General features: G+C 33.6%; 22 protein-coding genes. 6 read left to right on the top strand and 16 right to left on the bottom strand.

The window, feature by feature from the left end; translation table 11 throughout:
• Nucleotides 1–2: 2 nt before the first annotated feature.
• Entirely contained in the window at nt 3–947 is a 945-nt protein-coding gene (locus ACKRLN_RS08560) for a type I phosphomannose isomerase catalytic subunit (RefSeq protein WP_416334865.1), read from the bottom strand.
• Nucleotides 948–956: 9 nt separating this feature from the next.
• Nucleotides 957–1817 carry a D-alanyl-D-alanine carboxypeptidase family protein gene (locus ACKRLN_RS08555; RefSeq protein ID WP_416334864.1) on the bottom strand — a complete coding sequence of 287 codons (861 nt, stop codon included), beginning with the start codon at nt 1815–1817 and terminating at the stop codon, nt 957–959.
• Between the two features lie 138 nt (nt 1818–1955).
• Between ACKRLN_RS08555 and ACKRLN_RS08550 the strand changes: the two genes are divergently transcribed.
• Together ACKRLN_RS08550 and ACKRLN_RS08545 are read left to right on the top strand one after the other, a co-directional pair.
• Nucleotides 1956–2495: a transposase gene (locus ACKRLN_RS08550; RefSeq protein ID WP_416334863.1), complete on the top strand. Its 540-nt coding sequence runs from the start codon at nt 1956–1958 to the stop codon at nt 2493–2495.
• Entirely contained in the window at nt 2408–3352 is a 945-nt protein-coding gene (locus ACKRLN_RS08545) for an IS3 family transposase (RefSeq protein WP_416335395.1), read from the top strand. The genes ACKRLN_RS08550 and ACKRLN_RS08545 overlap by 88 nt, the downstream gene beginning before the upstream one ends.
• A 55-nt stretch (nt 3353–3407) precedes the next feature.
• Here ACKRLN_RS08545 and ACKRLN_RS08540 read toward each other — a convergent pair whose 3' ends face one another.
• From ACKRLN_RS08540 to ACKRLN_RS08520, 5 genes are all read right to left on the bottom strand, one after another.
• Complete coding sequence (locus ACKRLN_RS08540; RefSeq protein ID WP_416334862.1) at nt 3408–5252, bottom strand: flavocytochrome c; 1845 nt, start codon at nt 5250–5252, stop codon at nt 3408–3410.
• Nucleotides 5253–5321: 69 nt separating this feature from the next.
• On the bottom strand, nt 5322–5732 hold the full coding sequence (locus ACKRLN_RS08535; protein ID WP_295882911.1) for an FMN-binding protein: 411 nt from the start codon (nt 5730–5732) through the stop codon (nt 5322–5324).
• A gap of 147 nt (nt 5733–5879) precedes the next feature.
• Nucleotides 5880–6323, bottom strand: a complete 444-nt coding sequence (locus ACKRLN_RS08530) for a hypothetical protein (RefSeq protein WP_416334861.1) — start codon at nt 6321–6323, stop codon at nt 5880–5882.
• Nucleotides 6324–6340: 17 nt separating this feature from the next.
• On the bottom strand, nt 6341–7705 hold the full coding sequence (gene radA / locus ACKRLN_RS08525; protein ID WP_416334860.1) for a DNA repair protein RadA: 1365 nt from the start codon (nt 7703–7705) through the stop codon (nt 6341–6343).
• Complete coding sequence (locus tag ACKRLN_RS08520) at nt 7705–8994, bottom strand: glutamate-cysteine ligase family protein (RefSeq protein WP_416334859.1); 1290 nt, start codon at nt 8992–8994, stop codon at nt 7705–7707. The genes radA and ACKRLN_RS08520 overlap by 1 nt, the downstream gene beginning before the upstream one ends.
• Before the next feature lie 102 nt (nt 8995–9096).
• Here ACKRLN_RS08520 and ACKRLN_RS08515 point away from each other — a divergent pair, with 102 nt between their 5' ends.
• Nucleotides 9097–9552, top strand: a complete 456-nt coding sequence (locus ACKRLN_RS08515; RefSeq protein WP_203127051.1) for a methylated-DNA--[protein]-cysteine S-methyltransferase — start codon at nt 9097–9099, stop codon at nt 9550–9552.
• Between the two features lie 34 nt (nt 9553–9586).
• On the opposite strand, the gene ACKRLN_RS08510 is transcribed toward ACKRLN_RS08515, so the two are convergent.
• The 8 genes from ACKRLN_RS08510 to ACKRLN_RS08475 all read right to left on the bottom strand — a co-directional run bounded on the left by ACKRLN_RS08510 (nt 9587) and on the right by ACKRLN_RS08475 (nt 18652).
• Complete coding sequence (locus ACKRLN_RS08510; RefSeq protein ID WP_203127052.1) at nt 9587–10210, bottom strand: Type 1 glutamine amidotransferase-like domain-containing protein; 624 nt, start codon at nt 10208–10210, stop codon at nt 9587–9589.
• A gap of 565 nt (nt 10211–10775) precedes the next feature.
• Nucleotides 10776–13208 carry an ATP-dependent Clp protease ATP-binding subunit gene (locus ACKRLN_RS08505; protein ID WP_203127054.1) on the bottom strand — a complete coding sequence of 811 codons (2433 nt, stop codon included), beginning with the start codon at nt 13206–13208 and terminating at the stop codon, nt 10776–10778.
• Complete coding sequence (locus ACKRLN_RS08500; protein ID WP_203127055.1) at nt 13190–14176, bottom strand: ATP--guanido phosphotransferase; 987 nt, start codon at nt 14174–14176, stop codon at nt 13190–13192. Before ACKRLN_RS08500 ends, ACKRLN_RS08505 begins: the two co-directional genes overlap by 19 nt.
• Nucleotides 14173–14757, bottom strand: coding sequence for a UvrB/UvrC motif-containing protein (locus ACKRLN_RS08495; protein ID WP_203127056.1), 585 nt, complete (start codon nt 14755–14757; stop codon nt 14173–14175). Before ACKRLN_RS08495 ends, ACKRLN_RS08500 begins: the two co-directional genes overlap by 4 nt.
• A 2-nt stretch (nt 14758–14759) precedes the next feature.
• On the bottom strand, nt 14760–15221 hold the full coding sequence (locus ACKRLN_RS08490) for a CtsR family transcriptional regulator (RefSeq protein WP_203127057.1): 462 nt from the start codon (nt 15219–15221) through the stop codon (nt 14760–14762).
• 437 nt (nt 15222–15658) lie between these two features.
• Nucleotides 15659–16354 (bottom strand): zinc metallopeptidase, encoded by a 696-nt coding sequence (locus ACKRLN_RS08485; RefSeq protein WP_295882931.1) that lies wholly within the window; start codon nt 16352–16354, stop codon nt 15659–15661.
• Nucleotides 16355–16640: 286 nt separating this feature from the next.
• The gene (locus ACKRLN_RS08480; protein WP_416334858.1) at nt 16641–17294 is read right to left on the bottom strand and encodes a potassium channel family protein; all 654 of its coding nucleotides are present in this window, start codon (nt 17292–17294) and stop codon (nt 16641–16643) included.
• Nucleotides 17295–17302: 8 nt separating this feature from the next.
• On the bottom strand, nt 17303–18652 hold the full coding sequence (locus ACKRLN_RS08475; protein ID WP_203127060.1) for a TrkH family potassium uptake protein: 1350 nt from the start codon (nt 18650–18652) through the stop codon (nt 17303–17305).
• Between the two features lie 171 nt (nt 18653–18823).
• Between ACKRLN_RS08475 and ACKRLN_RS08470 the strand changes: the two genes are divergently transcribed.
• Nucleotides 18824–20533, top strand: a complete 1710-nt coding sequence (locus ACKRLN_RS08470) for a DUF2207 family protein (protein ID WP_416334857.1) — start codon at nt 18824–18826, stop codon at nt 20531–20533.
• Between the two features lie 70 nt (nt 20534–20603).
• The gene (locus ACKRLN_RS08465; protein WP_296142115.1) at nt 20604–20795 is read left to right on the top strand and encodes a ferredoxin; all 192 of its coding nucleotides are present in this window, start codon (nt 20604–20606) and stop codon (nt 20793–20795) included.
• A gap of 42 nt (nt 20796–20837) precedes the next feature.
• On the opposite strand, the gene ACKRLN_RS08460 is transcribed toward ACKRLN_RS08465, so the two are convergent.
• The gene (locus ACKRLN_RS08460) at nt 20838–21293 is read right to left on the bottom strand and encodes a hypothetical protein (RefSeq protein ID WP_416334856.1); all 456 of its coding nucleotides are present in this window, start codon (nt 21291–21293) and stop codon (nt 20838–20840) included.
• 77 nt (nt 21294–21370) lie between these two features.
• Here ACKRLN_RS08460 and ACKRLN_RS08455 point away from each other — a divergent pair, with 77 nt between their 5' ends.
• Nucleotides 21371–21877, top strand: a complete 507-nt coding sequence (locus ACKRLN_RS08455; RefSeq protein WP_296142119.1) for an LURP-one-related/scramblase family protein — start codon at nt 21371–21373, stop codon at nt 21875–21877.
• The last annotated feature ends 6 nt before the right edge of the window (nt 21878–21883 follow it).

The following is a 21883-nucleotide window of genomic DNA, read 5'->3' as shown; positions in this document are numbered from 1 at the left end:
TCTTAATTTTTTGCTATATTTGATGCGATTATTGTCAGCTCTCCGTCAAATTCGTAGCTAGATACTTCATTGGTTAGTATAAAAAAGTCTCCCTTTTTTATATCGTATTCTTCACCATCTACTCTTAAAATGCCTACTCCCTCAACAACTGACTCTAATAGGTAATCACTAGCTCTTACCAATTCTTTATGCCCACTTACTTCTAATTTTCTTACTTCAAAAAACTCATTTTCAGTTAGTTTTGTTATCTTTATATTAGCAGATTCTTCTTGTTTTTGCTCATTACTTACTTCATTTAGTTTTATAGCTTCAATTGATTTGTCTATATGAAGCTCGCGCAGATTGCCTTCTTTATCTGGGCGATCGTAATCGTAAAGCCTATATGTTATATCAGATGCTTGTTGGATTTCTAGTATTAGACATCCTTTTTTAATGGCATGGACTGTGCCTGCTGGCACAAAGAAAAAATCTCCCTTATTGGCCGGGACTTCTTTTAAAACATCATCCCATTTTTTATTTTCAATTTTTTTAATAGCTTCATCCTTGCTATCTGCATTTAGTCCGTAAATGATTGAAGCAGGATTTTCATTTAATATATACCAGCATTCAGTCTTACCTCTTGAGTTTTCAAGTTTTGCTCCCATTTCATCATCTGGGTGTACTTGTATAGATAAGTCATCTGTGGCATCAATTATTTTTATCAAAAGAGGAAAAGTTTCCTCGTCGTTTCCTCCAAATAACTCTTTGTGATTTTTATAAACATCTTTTAAAGATTGGCCTGATAACTCTCCATTTATTACAACAGAGCTAGCCTCATCCATACCAGATATGGCCCAGTATTCGCCAACACTATCAGAATTTATATCATAATCAAATTCGTCCTTTAATCGGGATCCGCCCCAAACTTTGTCAACGAACTTGCCTTCTAAAATTAAAACTTTTTGCATATTTTCTCCTTAAAGTCTAGATAAAATATCAAGTGTGTCCTGGATTTGACCATCTCCTGGATTGTCGATGTCATCGTAAGGAGCACCCATGGTAACTATAATATATTCTTTCCCATTTTTGACAGAAAGTGTCGCCCAGCATAAACCAGCTTTATCAGTTGTACCAGATTTGCCACCAATTATTTCAAAACCATCTTGCTCATAATTTTCTAGCTTATCAAAAACTGTACTTGTCATATATAAACCTTCTGGGTGGTGATCATTTGGTGCAGTCAGATAGTCTTTCTTTGTAAATATCGCTCTAAAATTACCGTCTTCTAAGGCATTTTTTAATATCATTGCCATATCTTTTGCTGATGAATAATGCCCTATATCATCCATCCCATCTACATTTTGAAAATGGGTGTTTTTTAGTCCCCATTCCTCACATTTTTCATTCATTAGTCCCACAAATCCTAGTTTTGATCCAGAAATATTAATTGCAAGTGAGTCAGCTGCTTCTCCTCCAGATGGAAGCATGGCTCCATAAAGCAAATCACGATATGTAGTCATTTCTCCACCAAAAAAACCAGCCATAGATGCATTTTCAGCAACTAGCTTCTGATAGGATTCTGTATCTACTGGTGCATAAGCACTCAAATCGTTTATTTTTTCCAAAGCTACATAGACTGTCATCATTTTAGTAAGGGAAGCCATAGCTAGTTTATCATCTTCGTTTTTGCCTGTCACTTTTCTATCATCAGTCAAATTGTAAACATAAACTGCTTTTGAGTTGTACTCGTAGACCTCACGACTTTGGTGACGACTGAGTAAAAAAAGTCCTATGATAAGTATTGGAATGAGTAATAGTGTATATGATTTCTTTTTCATAGTATCCTCTGTTTTTACCTATACTATACAGTTTATTAATTGATATAAAAACAAAATTTCTTTTATGGCATAAAAAAAAGCAAGAACTTAAGTGAGCTGAACCCCAAAATCCGGAATATGGATTGAGGGGTTTTTTTCATGCCAAAATATACAAAAAAATTTAAAATTAAATTAGTTCTGGAGTACTTATCAGGTCAAACAGGTGGACGACCTGCAATAGCAAACAAATACAATATACCTGATAGCACTCTAGAAAATTGGATTAACAAATATAACTCAGGAGGGTTTTACGACTTAACTAAAAAGCAAAATAACAAGAAATACACTAGTGAATTTAAACTATCTGTAATACAATATAGACAAATCAATAATATCTCATACAGGCAAACCGCAGAGCACTTTGATATCACTAATGGATCAGTAATATGTAACTGGGAGAAAGCATATCGAGAACGTGGTTTATCTGGATTAGAAGATAACAGAGGAAGGCCTAAGAAAGATATGTCTAAATCAAAAAAGAAATCAAAGAACGAAAAACCAATAGTTGAGTCTGAAAGAGAAGAACTAATAAGACTTAGAGAAGAAAATAAATATCTAAAGATGCAAATACTATTCGAAAAAAAGTTTCAAGCCTTGCTACTAGAAGAGGAAGCAGAAGCAAGGAAAAAACAAAGATAATACTTCATCTTCTTAAAGAACACCCTGAAACAAAAGCAAGTGAATGGATAAAAGTAGCTAAGCTTCCAAAATCTTCATACTATGAGTGGAAAATTAAATTAGAAAATCCTGTAGACAAGGACAAAGAAGTAAAAGAAGAAATAAAATCAATAGTTAAATCAACAAAGGGTAGGTATGGCTACAGAAGAGTAAGTACAGTTCTAAGAAACAAAGGCTTAATAGTAAATCATAAAAGAGTTCTTAGAATCATGAAACAAGAAGGACTCTTATGCACTAAATTTAAAACTAGGTCAAGAAAATACTCATCATACAAGGGTCAAGTAGGTAAAATAGCTTCTAACGTAGTTAATCGTAACTTTAAAGCCAGTAGACCTAATAGGCTATGGTTAACAGATATAACTGAATTTAGAATTAAAGGTCATGAAGATAGACTCTACCTATCACCAATACTAGATGCATATAACAGCGAGATAATTAGCTATACACTAAGTCATCACCCAACAATTAAACTGACCAACTCAATGTTAGACAAAGCAATAAAAGGTATTAGTTCTAAAGACAATTTAGCAATACACTCAGACCAAGGATTCCATTACCAACATAGTTCATGGTCTAGTAAACTAAGAAAACTAAATATAATACAAAGTATGTCAAGAAAAGGGAATTGTCTAGACAATTCTCCGATGGAAAACTTCTTTGGTATACTAAAACAAGAAATGTACTATGGTGTAGAATTTACAAGTTATGATCAATTAAGAAAAGAAATAGAATTATATATCAAATGGTACAACGAAGACAGGATTAAGACAAAATTAAACGGAATGTCACCTGTTGATTACAGATTACATTCCGCTTAAAATATTATTAAGTTATTCCGTGTTTATGGGTTCAGCTCAAAGTTCTTGCCTTTAATTATTTTGTTTCTTCAATATAACTTTTAGCGTTTTTAGCTGCATTTCTACCAAATACTACTATATCTGTTACTGCATTTCCACCTAGTCTGTTGCCACCGTGGATACCACCTGTTACTTCTCCTGCAGCATACAATCCTGGTATAGAAGATCCGTTAGCATCTTGGACTTCTGATTTTGTATTTACCTCTACACCACCCATTGTGTGGTGGATTCCTGGGGCTATTTGTACTGCGTAGTATGGAGCTTTTGATAGGTCAGATTTTGAAGTTTCCATCCCCTCTCTACCAAAGTCAGGGTCCTTATTGTCAGCTGTTATTTTTATCCAGTCATTGATTGTTTTTTCAATACTAGACTCATCACAACCTATTAAATCAGCAAGAGCTTTAAAGTCATCTGCTTTTTCTAAAAAGCCTTTTTCAAAGTATTTTTGGATGGTGCTTGATTGGTCCATCATGCCTTGGTCTACCACTAGCCAAGCGCTTTTACCTTCTTGGTTAAGGATAGCTTCTGAAACCTTATCTCTAGTTTCTAGCTCATTGAAGAATCTTTCTCCCTTATTATTTACAAGGATAGCTCCTTCTCCCCTAAGTCCTTCTGATATTAGAGAACCATTTTTTTGAACTACTGTTGGGTGGATTTGGATTTGGTCCATATCTATAAAGTTTGCATTAGTATCTTTTAAGAAATCTACTGCATCACCTTGAATTGATTTAGCATTTGTAGACACATATCCCTTTAGGTCAGGTCTGTATTCTTCTATTCTTTCTTGATTTGAACCAAAACCACCGCTAGCAACTATAACTGCATCTGCATTTACTGTTATGTCTTGGTCTTTATTTTTACCTTTTACTCCAACTGCTTTGCCATCTTCCATTAGGATTTCATCTACTTGGGTATCATAGACTATCTCTACACCTTCTTCGATAGCTTTTTGAGTTAGTTTGTCTACTAGGTATGATCCAACTGGTATGGATTTTCCGTTTTCATCTTTTGGTGCGTGAGTTCTCATCTCACTTTGTCCACCTGAGAATTTTAGGTCGGTAAATTCTACTCCATTTTCTTCTAACCAATCGATGGCATCAGAAGATTCTTCTGCCAATATTTTGACTAGCTCTTTGTTATTTAGGTTTTTTCCACCTTTCATAGTATCATTTATAAATAAATCTACTGTATCAGGTATATTTTTTTCTGCTTGGAGTCTTGTTTCTGCGGCATTCATACCACCAGATGCATACGAAGTATTACCACCTGTAATACCAGCTTTTTCTACAACCACTACTTTTTTACCTTGTTGGGCAAGATCAATCGCACTAGTAAGGCCTGCTCCTCCAGCACCCACTACGGCAACATCAGCATCATAACTAGTTTTTACTTCTTCATCATCTTTATTTGCTTTTAAATTTTTAGCATCTATACCTGCTTTTTCTAAGGCCTTATTTACTGCTGATAGATAAGATGCAGATGATATAGTTGCCCCGCTTACGGTATCTAGGTCGGTAGAATTTTTGCTGATTGTTTCTTCTTTCAATCTTTTAAGAGCTTGAGATCCTACTGATTTTGTTTCACTTTCTTCAATATTTATATCTTTTATTTTTCCATTTTCGATACTAACATCTACATTTATATCTCCACCAAATCCTTCTGCTTGGCCTTGGTAGTCACCAGATATGTCTGAATAATCTGCTAGTTCTTTTTGATCTTTAGTATCTTCACTAGTAGTATCATTACTTTTTTCTTCTATTGCTTGGTCTTTGTTAGTATTTTGGTCAGTATTTTCATTTTGACATCCTATAAGGCTAATACTTAGAGCTAATAGGAAAGGCAGGCTTAGGTATTTTTTCATATATCCTCCTTGATAAATTGTAAACAAAGTCAGGCAAAATAAAAGCTATCGATTTGATAGCCTTTAAAATTATTTTGCGTTTGCGATTGCTTCGTCTACAGCTGATTTGAATGCTTCAGATGTTACTGTTGCACCTGATACGTTATCTACACCTTCTGTTCCGTTTGCTTCTACAATTGCATCTGTTAATTCTGGAATAGCTTTAGCTCCTATATCTTCTGATTCTGTGTGGTCTGTATCGATTGATTCGATAACACCATCTTTTCCAAAGTTAACTTTTACTTTGATGTCTCCACCGTAACCTGCAACTGTTGCTTCACCAGCTGATGGTTGAGCTTCTTCTGTTGGAACTGTTTCAGTGTTTTCAGCAGCATTTTTGTCTGCTGCATCTTTATTTTCTGCTGTGTTTGCATTGTTTCCACAAGCTGCAAATGTAAATGCCATAGCTGCTACTAGGGCAAATTTATTTAAGTTTTTCATAAAACTCTCCTTTTATATGTACGCCAATCTTGGCAAATTTTTTGCGAGATAGCTCGCATATGTCTTTTTGTATAAGTATTATAACACATTTCTTGATAAAATCAAGATTAACGATATTTTTTACTTAATATAAAATAATTTGATATTTCACTTACTATCTATATCTATTTTTGTTTCTTTAACCTCGCCTGTCCTGGCATTAAATAAGTATTGTTCACCATTTTGATTTAAAAATAGGTAGTATCTTTCATCACTAAAGGGATTGAGAGAGCTTACCTGTTCACTTATAGATGGTGATATGTAAAAGCCAGATCCATAATTTTCATCTATCACTTTATAAGCATAATCAGTTGTATATTTAGGTAGAGCTATGAAATATAGGGTGAAAATTAGGGTTGCTATTAAGTATTTAGGGTGTTTTGGCGGATGTTTTAAATAACCATCTACAGCGAGGATTATAAAAATAGGTACCATGAAAAATAAAACATTCCTATTTTTAGCAAAAAATGTGTTGTTAGTATAAAATAACAACAACCAAGCCGTAAAGAAAAATGTATTATTACCATTATTATTTTTCAACCAATCTTTCATAACCTCCTCCTTAGAATCTACCTAAAACATTCATCAATTACTTGTCTAATATTTGATTTTTGTAATACCCTTATACCAGAAAATTCCTTTTCATCAACAGAATTTCTTGCTACAAAGCATCTTTTATAGCCAAGTCTCTCTAGTTCCTTGATGCGTTGTTTGATTTGTGGTACTTTTTTAAGCTCTCCTGTAAGGCCTACTTCTGCAATAAAAACGGTTTTATCATCTATGGGCTTTTTAAGCAGAGAAGATGCAATTGACATCATTATGGCAAGATTTACCGAAGGCTCAGATAATTTTAGGCCACCAGTTGTTTTTATAATTACATTGTAATCAAAAAGATTTAGACCAGCTCGCTCTTGAAGGATTGATATTAGGGTGTTTAGGTCATCTTTTCTTAGCGAATCCCCAATTCTTTGTGGATATGGCAAAAATGATTTGCTGACTAAGGACTCGATTTCCACTTCCAAAAGCCTAGAGCCTTCCTTGGTTACAGATATGGCTGACCCTTCGATTTCATTTTCACGGGCTGTAATAAAATACTCACTAGGATTAGATACTTCTATTAATCCATCTTCAGTCATAGAAAATAGGCCGATTTCACCAGTACGACCAAATCTATTTTTTGTAGAGGTTAGGACCCTTAAGTCCTCATCACTTTCTCCATCTAAGACTAAAACTGTATCTACCAAATGCTCCAGGGTGCGAAGTCCTGCCATTTCGTTGGCCTTGGTCATATGCCCAATCATTATTATTGCGCGTTTTTTGTACTCATCCTTTGCAATTTCCACCGCCTTGTTGGCTACCTCTATGGTTTGAGTTGGGCTTCCAGCCTTATTATCAAACTCTGCTAGGGTAAAAGTTTGGATAGAATCAAGAAAAACCACATCAGCATCGATATTTTTTATCTCACTAACCGCACTATCCATGGAGTTGGTCGATAGGATCCATACATTTTCAGACAAACTTTCCATTATCCTATCTGCTCGGGATTTGATTTGGCTTTCTGATTCTTCTCCAGAAACATAAAGGACTTTTAAACCCTCATCTGCATAGGCCTTTGATAATTGAAGAAGAAGGGTAGATTTTCCCGCACCTGGACGGGCAGTTAGGATTGTCACACTATCGCGGACAAGTCCCCCTCCAACTGCACGGTCAAATTCTTCAAAAGTTGACTTTATCCTTTCAGATTCGTTAATTTCAATGCTATTTAGTTTTTTTGCAGCCTTATCATCCACCACTACACTGGCGCTTTTTTTGCTTTCCTTAACTGTTACTTCAACCAAGGATCCCCATTTGCCACACTCTGGGCATTTGCCCGCCCAAAGGGGTTGGGTGTGGCCGCAATTGGTGCATTCAAAGGCTTTTTTAATTTTTGCCACTAATTTTCCTTTATAAATTTATTTACTGAGTAATTACAGATTGCTTTTTGTGGATCTTCTTTATATAAAGACTCATAGATATCACGTGGTGTCTGATCTTTTTTAAGAAGATCTTCTAATGGCTTGATATACTCACTATCTTCTTTTATCATTTGTGTAATTTCAAGCATCCATTCAGAGATTTTTTTGTCTTTATATATGGTATCTATACCTTGCATTAATGCCTTATCTTTTAGTTTTTGTGATCTTTCATAAGTCATATCAGCAAATAATTGAGATAAAAACTGTAAAATTTCCTCATCATAGAACATATTTTTAATAAGGGCAACTGCTGCAAAATTGTAAGGATAAGGAACATTATCAGGCATCCTTACTTCTATATATGTTTTAACCCTTACATCAGGAAATACTATAGAAAGAGCGTGGTTAATCATATCTAGGCTCATATCTTCATTATCAAAAATTTCTTCAAAAGGAGTATTGCCTGTGTAAATATCCTTGCCATCTTTATGAATAAATATACTATCAGTAGCTAATATTTTTGCTGCATATTTTTCGTATGATAAGTCGCTATCAAAGGCAAAATCATAGATGCCAGAACGATTTTTGTCACAATTATCCCATATACTTTGGCGAAGATTGTGTTTTGGATAAACCTCTCCCTCAAAAATATAGGCATTATCAAAAGTACTATATAAAAATGTAGAAACTGCATTGGCAACAAAGAATTTCTTCTTAAAATCTGCCTCATCTTTGTAATCTATTGCTACCTGTAGGCTTCCAGAGCCTTTCATCATATTAAATGGGCTTGATCCTCCAAAATCCTTAAAATATTGCGCCATATACTTATATCGTTCTTTAGGAATGAATGGTAAGTCATCAATCTTTGACTTTGGTTGGTAGCCTACTTGGGCTAATAATTGATTTTTCTTATCAAAAATAGGAACAATCTGTCCCATAACTTTTTTATAATTATCAAAAAGTTCATCAACAGTTTTTTTAGCCCCATAAGCTACTTCAAATTGGGCAGCAGGCTCTATAGAAATAGCAAAATCACTTGCTGAAATACCCATGATATTCTCACCCTCATAAACTCCCTCATAGCCAAGTTTTTCAATCTCAGTTAGAGAATCACGGACACCACCCTTTTCTCCATAAGTGATAGTTTCCATAGTTTCAGCATTTATAGGAAAGTGCTCCACCTCAAAACCTACTTTGAAGTCTTCCACACTCTTTTCCCCAGATTTTATATAATCAACAATCGCATCAATTTTTTTATCGTAGTTCATAATAGCCTCGATTCTTAAATTTCATTTATATTATTATACATTAATATTTAAAATTTTTTATTAATGCTTTTTATATTTAAAATTATATATTAAAATATAGCTATGAAAACAGCATTTTACACAACAGATATTGGGATAATCAAAATATCCTATAAGCAAAAAATAACAAAAATAGAATTAGTTGACCAAATTAACGAAAATAATGATAAAAGCAAAGAAACTAACGAAATTATTGACCAAATAAATGAATATTTAGACGGCAAAAGAAAAGAATTTAGCATTTATGATTTATGTAAAACCCATGGCACGGATTTTCAGCAAAAGGTCTGGCAAGAACTTTTAAATATCCCCTATGGACAAACAAAAACCTATAAGGATATAGCAAAAAATATAGGTAATGAAAAGGCAGTCAGAGCAGTTGCAACTGCCATCGGCAAAAATCCCCTAATGATAATCACCCCCTGCCACAGAGTTATTGGCAGTGATGGAAAAATGCACGGTTATGCTTATGGACTTGATGTGAAAGAAAAATTACTTGACCTTGAAGATAATAATTAAATCACAGACAAAAAAGTAAGATAACCCTACTTTTCTAGTACTCCACCCCAAAATCTACACTAAATTTATCTCCTCCTTTATGAATAATGGCGCTTTTGTTATCTATTGCTATTAGCTGGAGCCTTTGGCTATAAATCGTGTGGATTTTTTCTGCTGCTTCTTTGAAAGGTTCTTCGCCCCAGTGTGGGAGGGGATAAAAATTTACTAAGTTTAGGGCCTTTGTTGATTTTAATTCGGAAGCGGCTTTTGGATCGTCCATGTATTTTATATATGCTATATCAGGGCTTGCAATTACTGATCCTGCTGATTCTCCAATATAGAGCATGCCCTCATCTACTTTTTCTTTGATTAATTCTAATAAATTTTTCTTTTTTAATTCTTGAAGCAAATAAAAAGTATTGCCGCCAGATACATATAATATTTTAGTATTTTTTATAATTTCTTTGACTTTTTTCTCATCTGTTTGACTTACTTCAAGCTCTGTTATTTCAAATCCCTGCTCTTTAAAATATTTGCGTGCATCCTCTACATACTGGGTGTATGGCGAAACTTCTGCTGCTGTTGCTATAAATGTTATTTCTTTTGCTTGATATTTTTTAATAAATCTTTCAAAGGCATTTTTTGATCCTACTAGACTTGATGATAAAAATATGTTCATTTTCTCTCCTTACTTATATATAGAAATTTCGATCAATTTTTCCTGATTCTTTTTCTACTTAGCATAATTATGACAAATAATATTATTAATAACAGCTCTACTATCCTTGCAAATATTGTATGTGGGGTAAACTGGACTTGCATTATTGCAAGTGATAATAGGGTCAAAAATCCATTTAAGATTTTATAAATAATGCCAAAACTTGTTTTGGTGTAGCTATAAATTGTATAAATTATCAGCATTATGGGATAGACTATTATAGAGTTTCGATAAAAGTTCACATTTGCCAGATAGTGCTCATAGTCTAACTTATAATAATTTGCCAGGTATTGTTCAAAAGATTGAGTACTCGATATAGCTCTTGCATGAAAAATGGTAAAAATAATTATTAGTATGGATATAATTAAAATCCCAATGCTTAATTTTCTTTCCTTTTCTATGTTTTTTATTCTTTGCATATATTCACCTTTTTAGTATTTTCTAGTCTATTATTACCCAAAAGCAGGTATTTATTTGTAAAATAAAACCACCCCATAGGGTGGCTTTGAGTAGCTATTTCTCATGATTATTCTGCTGTTTCAGTAGCTAAGGCTTCCTTTTTTTGCCCTGCTACATTTTCAAAATTTAGTTCATCATCTTTTACTGATAGGTGGATGATTGCATCTCTGTTGAGTTTATTATCTAGGATATCTTCTGCTAGTCTATCATCTATCATTTTTGTGATGTGGCGTTCTAGTGGTCTTGCACCGTATTCTTCGTTAAATCCTTCTTTTGCTAGTAGTTTTACAACTTCATCATCATAAGTAATGTCTATGTCGATATTGTTTAGTCTTTGTCTAGTTTTTTCTAGCATTAGTTTTGTGATTTCTTCAATGTTTGCTTCACTTAGTGGGTTAAACATAATTACTTCATCTAATCTATTTAAAAACTCTGGAGCAAAGGCATCTTTTACCTCACGTTCTATGATTTCACGGGTACGATCTGCATTTTTTTCTTCAGTTTTTCCTGTTTCAAAACCTATTGCTTGTTTTTCGTTTAGACTTGATACACCAACGTTACTTGTCATGATTATGATTGTATTTTTAAAGTCTACTGTGCGGCCTTGACCATCTGTTAGCCTACCGTCATCTAAGATTTGTAATAATAAATTAAATATATCTGGGTGGGCTTTTTCGATTTCATCAAATAGAATTACAGAATATGGATGATTTCTCACTTGTTCTGTTAATTGTCCGCCTTCTTCATAGCCTACATATCCTGGAGGAGATCCTACTAGACGTGATACTGCAAATTTTTCCATATATTCACTCATATCCATACGGATTAGGTGCTCTTCTGATCCAAATATATTTTCAGCTAAGGATTTTGCAAGATAAGTTTTTCCTACACCTGTTGGTCCTACAAATATAAATGATCCAATTGGTTTGGATGGGTCTTTTAGTCCAACTCTAGCACGTTTTATAGCATGGGCTACTGACTCTATTGCTTCTTCTTGACCAATTACTGTGCCTTCTAGTTCCTTATCAAGGCTAGCGTATTTTTCTTTTTCATCTTCAGTTAATTTTGTAACTGGGACTTTGGACCAAGATGCAACAATGCTTGCAATATCATCAAAGCCTATAAATAAGTTTGGTTTATCCTTATTTTTCTTTTCGATTTCTGCTTCGATTTCAAATCTGGCTTGGTTGATTTGATCGCGCAGTTCTGCTGCTTTTTCAAAGTCTTGGTCTTTTACAGCTTGCTCTTTTTCATGAACTAGCTCATCAATTTTAGCTTGTGGATTTGTATCTGTTTCTTCTTCTTGATAAGCCTTAATGCGTACCTTACTCATAGCTTCATCGATAACATCTATTGCCTTATCTGGCAAAAATCTATCGTTTATATATCTATCTGTTAGCTCAACTGCAGCCTTTATAGCTTCATCAGTCATTTCTACCCCATGGTGGGCCTCGTATTTATCTTTTACACCATAAATAATTTTTCTGGTGTCTGATAATGATGGCTCTTCTACTTGGATAGGTTGCATACGACGAGTTAGGGCGCTGTCTTTTTCTATATATTTTCTGTATTCTTCTATAGTTGTAGCACCGATTATTTGGATATCGCCTTTAGCAAGGACTGGTTTTAGGATATTTGCAGCATCCATTGATCCTTCTGCCGCTCCTGCACCAAGCACCATGTGAAACTCATCTATAAACAATATTATGTCATCACGGGTTGCTAGCTCATCAAAAAGTTTTTTAAGTCTATCTTCAAAATCCCCACGGTATTTTGTTCCTGCAATCATGCTTGCAAGATCAAGGCTTAGTATGGTTTTATCCTCTATTATTTTTGGGACTTCCCCTTCTACAATTCTTTGGGCAAGACCTTCTGAAATAGCAGTTTTACCTACACCTGGCTCACCGATTAGGATAGGATTATTTTTTGTTCTACGCATCAAAATTTGGATGACACGTTCTATTTCATTATCTCGGCCTATAACCGGGTCGATTTTGCCTGACTCTGCTTCTTCGTTCAAGTCACGAGCAAATTTCGAAACATTTTCTGTTAGCTCACTTGCTGCTCCAACCATTTCCGGTTGGTCATTTAGTAACTCTTTTAGATTTCTTTTTACTACTTCTTTTTCAACTCCTGATAACAAAAACATAATGTTTGTTAGGGAGTCTTCGTCTTCTAGGATTGCAAATAATACATTTTCTTCTCCTGCAGAAGATTGACCGTATTTATTTGCATTTAGCCTTGCTAGTTCTAATATTTGTCTTACTTTTTTGCTGTATTCTGTTGCAGGGCGCATGGCTTGACCTTTACCAATGTTATTAATTACAACTTGGCGTAGCAAATCATAGTTTGCCCCAGCAGCCTCTAATGCTTTTGTCGCAACAGAACCTGTTTTCATTAATGCAAGGAGCAAATGCTCTGCACCTATATAATCGTGGTTTAGAGAGTAGCTTTCGCGCCTTGCCTGTTGGGTCAATTTATTTAATCTATTAGCTTCCATTGCCTCTCCTTAATATATGAGTTTAAAAACTCTGATCTTTCCGGGTCTTTTTTGCCCTTGTACTTATCTTTTGTTAAGTTAAAGATTAAATAATCTAGCTCATTGCTTGTTAAGTCAGTATTAAATCCAAGTTTGTTATATTTTTTTAGCTTATAAAGCTCATTTGCGATTGTATTTAAACTGCTTAGTTTGCCCGAGTTTAGAATATTTAAACTTATTGCTATTTGTTCTATTATGTCATCATCAGAAATATTATTTAGTAACTGATAATCTCTTCTAAATCTTCTTTCATTTCTTACAAGGGCATCAATATTTGCACTCATTTGTAGGACATAATCATCCATATCATCGCGATAATTACCAAAATTTTTTACAAGATAGATATCATCTACATATCTATCATAATATCTTGGGATATATCTTGTGCCGTACATGCCATGGCTAAGTAAACCTTGTTTGAAACCATAATATGATTCTTCAGCATCTACTAGGGCAAATAAAAACATTTTTAATCTGATTTCTAGTCCTGCACCATTATTTCGCCCATCACTAGTCAGATACCCATATTTGGCCTTAAAGGCAAAGTCAAATTTATTATCTAATTCCTTTTCAACCTCTATTGCTTTTTGATATGCTTTTTTGACATCCATATCAAAATTACGAATATTTATGGCAATATGATCGCGATCATTGATTGTTAAGATGTAATCATCTTTAAAAACTACTGCAATTTGCGCAAGTTTACTAGTCACATCTTCTGATAGGACCATATCATTTATTAGTTTATTTAAAGTATTATCATCTATTTCATTTAGCAAAACTAATTCATTTGGATAAATATCCCTCATCATTTCCACAATCTTTTCACTATCTTCATAGGTCATAGTCGTTGGAAAATCAAAACCATTTATATTTCGTCTAATAGAAAGATTTGAATTTAGAATTATATCTTTTGCATAATCTATCAATTTTTCACCTTCATATTTAAATCATCTAATTGCTCTTTTAAGTCAGCTGCTTGTTCATAATCCTCAGTTGCTATTGAATGGTCTAGCTTTTCTTGGAGGGTTTTAATCTCAAGAGCTATTTCCTTAAATTCACGGTCTTTTTTAGGTAGTCTACCTGTGTATTTATCATAGTTATTATAGGTTTTTAAAACTTTTTGGGTTAGACTTTCATTTAATTTAAAACACTCTTCACAGCCAAATATGCCTTGGCGGATATTTGACTCAAGATTGCCACAATTTGGGCAAGTTTTCTCATTTAGTCCCTCCACATATGAATATGGTTGGTTATTTTGATTGTATTTATATTCATAATATCCATCGATCATATCATCCAGTGATGGTACAAACTTTTGGATAAGACTTTCTAACTTTTTGTTATTTATATTAAGATTATGAAATCCTTCTTCGTTTAGATCAGCACCATCTCCCATATCTGTGTAAGATTTTAAACAATCATTGCACAAATAAAAGTCATGCTCATGTCCATTTACTATAGCCTTAACGCTTACAGCAGCGTCTTTGCCACATTTTTCACATTTCATAATTAACTCCTCGCTAAAACACTTAAAAGAATATTTTTTATGATATCAGAACGTATGCCATTGCGATTTTTGCTATCAACTCCGCAAAGAGCCTTATCGCTAGTGGCATATTTTGCTAATAAAAACTCATCCTTGGTAAAGTATTTTTTACTATATAAATCCTTAAACAAGCTATCGGCATTTGCCTCAGTCATCTGCCCATTTAAGTTTTTTATTAAATATGATATATAATTATCTTCTTCTACTATGGTAATAATTTTTATAAAACCATTGCCGCCACGTTTGCTTTCTATAAGATACCCGTTGTGAGGGGTAAATCTTGTTGAAAGCACATAATTTATCTGGCTGGGTGCACAGTCAAATTGCAAAGCCAAATCATTGCGTCCAATCTCAAGCATCCCATCAGTAGATTCTTCAAGCATAGCCTTTAAAAATCTCTCAATATCTGATGTAAGACCTGCCATAAACTCACCAACTTTCCTAAGTGTCTTTTTATTTTACAATTATATATTGAAAGGTCAAGAAAAATCTCTGACCTTTTGACTATCTCTGACCTATTTTGTTAAAAAATAAGAATCACTAATTTGATTCTATATAAATTGTACTTTTTAACTAGTATTTTTCAAGATAACTGTATGGGCAATTATAATTTAAACTCTCTAAATCAATGTATTATATAGGCCAAATTTAATAAAAACCGGCTAAAAAAATGCCGGCTCTTACTATAGGTTGGTTTTGTTTAATTTTCACCATTTAAAAAGTCAATCGCATATTGGGCGTAGATTGCAGCTCCATTTGCAAGAACTGATTCATCTACATTAAATCTCTCATTGCGGTGTGGATAGTCTGCTCCAATTCTTTTGCGAAATATCCAAATGGTTGGTTAGAATTTGTCTATTTATCAATCTCTGTTTCTATTGCCAAATAGTAAAAACATTCTTAAAAATTGTAAGGCTGTGGCAAGGGTTGCAGCTACGTATGTGAAAGCTGCTGCCTTTAACATACCAGCAGCATATTGATTTTCTTCTCCAACTAGCATTCCTGATTCTTCTAGTACGGCTAAGGCGCGTCTACTGGCATTAAATTCCACTGGCAGAGTTACTATTTGAAAAACAAGTGTTAGGGCAAATAATATAAGTCCAAAGTCTATCAAATTTTGTCTAGCCAAAAACATACCTATAAGTAAGATTGGCATACTAAGTCTTGATCCAAAGTTGACTGCTGGTACTAGCCAAGATTTTACTCTAAGCGGAGTGTAGCCCTCTTTATACTGGATAACGTGTCCTAGCTCGTGGGCTGCTACTGCAACTGATGCAATCGATGAATCATTTATAGACTCGGGAGAGAGAGCAACTTCTTTGGTTGCTGGGTTAAAATAATCTCCCATGGCATTATTTATTTTCTTTATTGTAATATCGTCATATCCCCTGGTGCTTAGTATATAATCAGCGGTTTGCTTACCTGTAATGTGTTTTTTAGTTTGGATTTTGCTATATTTGCTAAATGCTCTTTGAACATTTGCCTGAGCAATCATAGTTATAATAATACCAATGATTACTAAAATATAAGTCCTATCAAACCCATAATAATAAGGCATAATATTCCTCCTCATCTTTTTAAATTATTATACCTTTGATTTATAATATTTAAAAGTAGAGTTAAACTTTATTAAAAATGAGCATAGAAAAAGGGCTATCATCTAGCCCAATTTCCTTTTAGAAAAGAATAAGTTAGTCCTAGTTTTCTAAAGGGAAAACTTTTAAGGAATTAATAATGAAAAACCTAGCTATGTAATAGCTAATATTATTATAACATAAAAAATAATTTATGCAAACATTTTCTCGAAATTATTTTTCTTATCCTTTTTAGCTTATTTTAAAGGATTACTCGGTCAATCTCATAGTCCTAGCGTTTTCTTTGCTTCCAATGAGCACTAAATTGTCATTTTCTTTTATAACTAAATCCGGATCTAGGTCCATTATCATCTCACCATCTCTTAAAAATCCAACTACGTTCATTTGATATTGATTTCTAAAATCAAGCTCTCTTAAAGTGTGTCCCACCCATGATTCTTTTACCTTTATTTCTATCATAGAAAAATTGTCAGAAAATTCAATAAGTTCAATAAGATTTGGATCAGCTATCACTCTTGCTAATCTTTCACCCGTATCTCTTTCTGGAAATATAATAGCATCTGCCCCTATTTTTTCTAGAATTCTTGCATGGGATTTGCTTGTTGCCTTTGCAATTACTTCTCCAACACCGCTATCTTTACAAATAAGAGTAGCTTCTATAGAAGCTTCTAGATCTCTACCAGTAGCTATGATAGCCACATCGTAGTTGCTGATACCGAGTGATTTCATAGCTTCTTCTTCTGTTATATCCGCTTGGATAGCACTAGATACGTAGTTAGCAATTTTTTCTATCTTATTATAGTCTCCATCGACAGCCGTAACGTAAACTCCTCTTTCAAATAAGTTAGTAGCTACTGCTTGTCCAAACCTACCAATTCCTAGTACAATAATATTTTTTTTCATAATTTCTCCTAACCTAAACTTATAAATGTTTCTGGATATTTTATCATCTTATCTTCTGCTTTTAGTCCAAAAGCATAGGCCATAGTCATAGGACCTATCCTACCTAAGTACATACAAAGACCTAAAAGTATTTTTGCTATCCTTGAAAGTTCTGGAGTAATACCCCTAGAAGCTCCAACCGTTGCAAGAGCGGATGTTGTTTCATATAAGATATCTATAAAATTAAAATTATCCGTTATAGAAATAGTAAAACTTACTAAAAGTACTATTGTAAGGGATATCATAAATATAGATAGAGCTTTTTTTATACTCTCATCAGATATACTACGACCAAAAACTACAGGTTCCTTTTCATTTTTAATTACAGAAATAGTTGCTATAACTAAAACACCAAAAGTAGTTGTCTTTATACCACCAGCTGTAGAACCTGGAGATCCACCTATAAACATCAATCCTATAAGTAAAAGTGAAGTAGATACCTTTATTTTAGATAAATCCACAGAATAAAATCCTGCAGTTCTTGCTACAACTGATTGGAAAAATGATTCTAACATACCCGGACCAAATCCTTCACCATCTAGGACACCACCTTGTAGTGACTCCAATAAATAAAAACCAAAGGCCCCTACTAATATCAAAATCAAAGTAATAACTAAAACTAGCTTTGAATTGGTAGAAATTTTCTTTAAATCTCTCCTATAAAAAATCTCACTAGTAACCATAAAACCAAGACCACCAATAATTATTAAAAGCATAATGGTAATATTTACCAAATAATCTGCCCTAAGAGGATAAATAGAATCACCTAAGATATCAAAACCCGCATTACAAAAAGCAGAAATCGAGTGAAAAACTGCATACCAGATGCCCTTGCCCAGACCATAAGTTGGGACAAAACGAAAGCTTAAAAATAATGCTCCTAGGGCTTCAACTGAAAAAGTAAAGATTAATACATATATAAAAAGATTAATCATTCCAGCCATGCTTTCAATATTAAATTGGTCTCTTAAAATTTGCCTAGACTTTAGGCCGATTTTTTTTCTAAGTATCAATGGCACCAAGGAAGCTATAGACATAACTCCAAGTCCGCCAATTTGTATTAAAATAATAATAACAACATGGCCAAGAGTATTCCAATACATGCCCGTATTTACAGGAGTAAGACCAGTTACACAAGTTGCACTCGCTGCTACAAAAAATGCATCAATGATGCCTGTTCTTTTTCCACTTTGAGTTACAAAAGGAGTTGACAAAATAAGACCACCCAAGGTAATGACAATCAAAAATCCAATAGTAAATACACGCGCAGGACTTTCTGTAATCTTATCAAAAGCTTTTTTTAAAATGTTTGTCTGCATAAATTTACCTTTCTTAATCAATAAAAGCCCACCAAAAAAGTTTTTTGAGGGCTTAATCTAATGCAATTTTACAAGATGTTTTTACCCTTGTCAATAAGATTTGGATAAATATTTTTACTTTTAATTAATGGGTATAAAATAGTTGAAAATCAAAGATTTTAAGGAGGATAGATGAAAAAAGTACATAAAATAATAAAACTATTAGTACTCAGCATAGTAATTTTATTGCCAACAACTGTATTTGCAGATGACTTTGACCATATAGATATAAATATAGATATCGACAAAAATGGTATAGGAAGTGTTAGCGAAGATTGGCAAATAGATGAGACTGACAATGACTTTACAGAAAGATACAAAAAAATCGAAAATCTAAAGGGACTAAAAATCGATGACTTTTATGTATCCATGGATGGCAAAAAATTTAACGAAAAAAGTCCTTGGAATGTAGATGAAGATTTTGAACAAAAGGCCTATAAATACGGCCGTATCGATGAGGATGATGAAGTTGAGCTTTGCTGGGGGATTAGTAATCGAAGCAAAGACAATCTTTATAAGCTAAATTATAAAATAAATCCAATTATAATCGGCCTAAATGATAGCGATATGCTATTTTTTGAATTTGTAGGAGCATATCTAGATCCAAAACCAGATAATTTTACCATAAAAATCAACTCATACGATCCAATGGATGAAAATGTAAAAATGTGGGCCTTTGGTTTTGAAGGAGACATACACAATCAAAACGGATCTATAATTGCAAAAACAAATGGTGCAATCAGCAAGGGTAGAATCTTGCTAAAATTCCCAAAAGGGACTTTCAATACTAGTTATAGGGAAGATAAGACCTTTGATGATTACAAAGATCAAGCCTTTGAGGGAGCAGATTTTGAAAATAGTGAGGGAACTGCTCAAATGACAAAAGAATCTGATTTCCCAATCCTTATCGGTGCAATCATTGCCCTATTAGGTGTAGGATTTGCTGCTTTTGGAATAAAAAAAGCAGTTGAAGAAGCAAACAAAACTAAGTTTAGCAATATAAAAGAAATACCAGATGTAAAAAACATCAAAACATATAACTATGACAAAATCCCATACGAGGGAAACTTAGAAGACCTATATGTCATTGTAACAAATGCCTACCCAAATTCTCAAAACTTTGACCGCCTCATTAATGCTTTTTTCTTAAAATGGATAAATGAGGGTGCCTTAACTTTCATAGAGGATAAAAAAGACCATGGTATCTTTAAAAAATCTCTAGATCAATTATCCATAAACCACAAACCTAAAAATATGGGCCAAATTGAGGAAGATTTATTTGGATATCTAATGGGTGCGGCAAATGAAAGAAGCGATGGCAAAATCACCCAATCATCATTTCAAAATTATATGAAAAAAAGAAATAAATCCTTAGTAAATCTCATCCAAAGAATAGATGACCTAAGTATGAAAGCTCTAATAGAAAATGATTATGTAGAAAAAATTGAAAAAGTAAAAAGAAATGGAAAAGTTAAAGTAAAAAACCACTTAACCCAAAAGGGTATGGAGCTTTATAAAAACTTTGTAGGATTTAAAAATTATCTAGAAAATTATGACAAAATCGATGTTTCCAAAATAGAAGATATGGAAATCTTGGATAAATATATGATATTTGCAGCCCTATACGGCATAAGTGAGCAAACTTATGATAGTTTTGTAGATATATATCCAGATTACACCTATTATGGACTTTATAATTACCACATGATCCATCATATCAGCCACTACTCCCACGCAGCAAGTTCTGGAGGAGAAAGTACTTCCTTTGCTGGTGGCGGTGGCTCAGCATCCTTTGGCGGAGGAGCTGGAGGTTTTGGTGGAGGTGGCGGCGGTGGCCGTTAAAGAAAGCAAAATCTATCAGCAGTTGGGTATATAAATATTAGAAAAATAGTAATAAATTTAGGAGGCATATATGAAATTTTTTGTAGACCAAGATGAATGTATCGGATGTGGTATGTGTGAAACAATCTGTCCAGATGTTTTTTCTATGAATGATGACAATGTATCAGAAGCTATCAGTGGAGATGTAGCAGAAGAATTTATCGAATCTGCCCTAGAAGCAGAAGAATCTTGCCCAGTTAGCTGTATCTCACACGAAGAATAATAAAAAATAAAAGTTTAAAAAGCAGCTAGCTTTTTAGACTTTTTATTTATAAACAACTGGAACATTATGGCTTTTAAAAATCTTTAAGATTTCATCCTTTTTTCCAATAGGAAATCTCCAAGTGTCGATAGAATTGGAATTGATAACAAGAGTAAAAACAGCTTGGGCATCCTCAGTAGTAAAATTGACTTGTTTTAGGTCAGAAAATTTGTGTCTTTGATTGATAAAAGAAATATTGCCTTGGAAAATAAATCCATCTGGCAAAAATCCCCTATTAAATCTAGCTGCCAATACATAAATTGACATGACTATACACATAATCAATGTCTCGCCTATACGAAATTTTACAAAATACGCAAATGCACCAAAAATCAACCAGACAATCACTATGGAAATGATATCCATTTTGTTGATGTCAGGTCTTAGAATTATATCCTTGCCCCTATAAAAAATGACACCAGCAAGGATTAGAAAAACCGCCGTAACTAGATAAATCATATGTCCCCCCTAGATTTGTTAATTCTTACAAATATTATATAATAGAAAAAAGTTTAAAGGAAGTAAAGGATAAATATATGAAAAAATTATATTTTAAGGAAAAATTTTTCAAAATCACCGACCATTATCCAATTTTGGATGAAAATGGCAGAGAAGCCTATTACCTAGACCAAGATTTTACCTTTATTGGCTACAAATCAGCAGTAAGCAACCAAAACGGACACGAAATTTTTAATATCGACCGTGAAATATTAGCATTTTTCCCAAGGTATACCGTTTCATTTGCTGACGATTCCTCTATGGTTATTCAGCAAAAGTTCGAGTTTTTCAAACACAGGGTCCATGTTTATATGAAGGATGAGACCCTAGACCTAGTAGGAAATATTTTCCATTATGATTTTGATATCAAAAACGGAGCTGGGCAAAATATAGGAGCAGTCCGCAGAAAAATATTTACTCTAACAGATACCTACGAACTAACTATATTTGACGAAAACTACACAGAAGAGCTAATGGCCCTTGTCATTTGCTTAAATGATATGATAGACCGCGAGCAAGCATCATCAGCTTCAAGTGCCAATTAAGGAGAA

It is taken from the genome of Anaerococcus sp. AH8042_DFU013_CI05, from assembly GCF_047936775.1.
Taxonomy (GTDB): Bacteria; Bacillota; Clostridia; order Tissierellales; family Peptoniphilaceae; genus Anaerococcus.
This window is presented reverse-complemented; position numbering and strand designations above follow the sequence as displayed.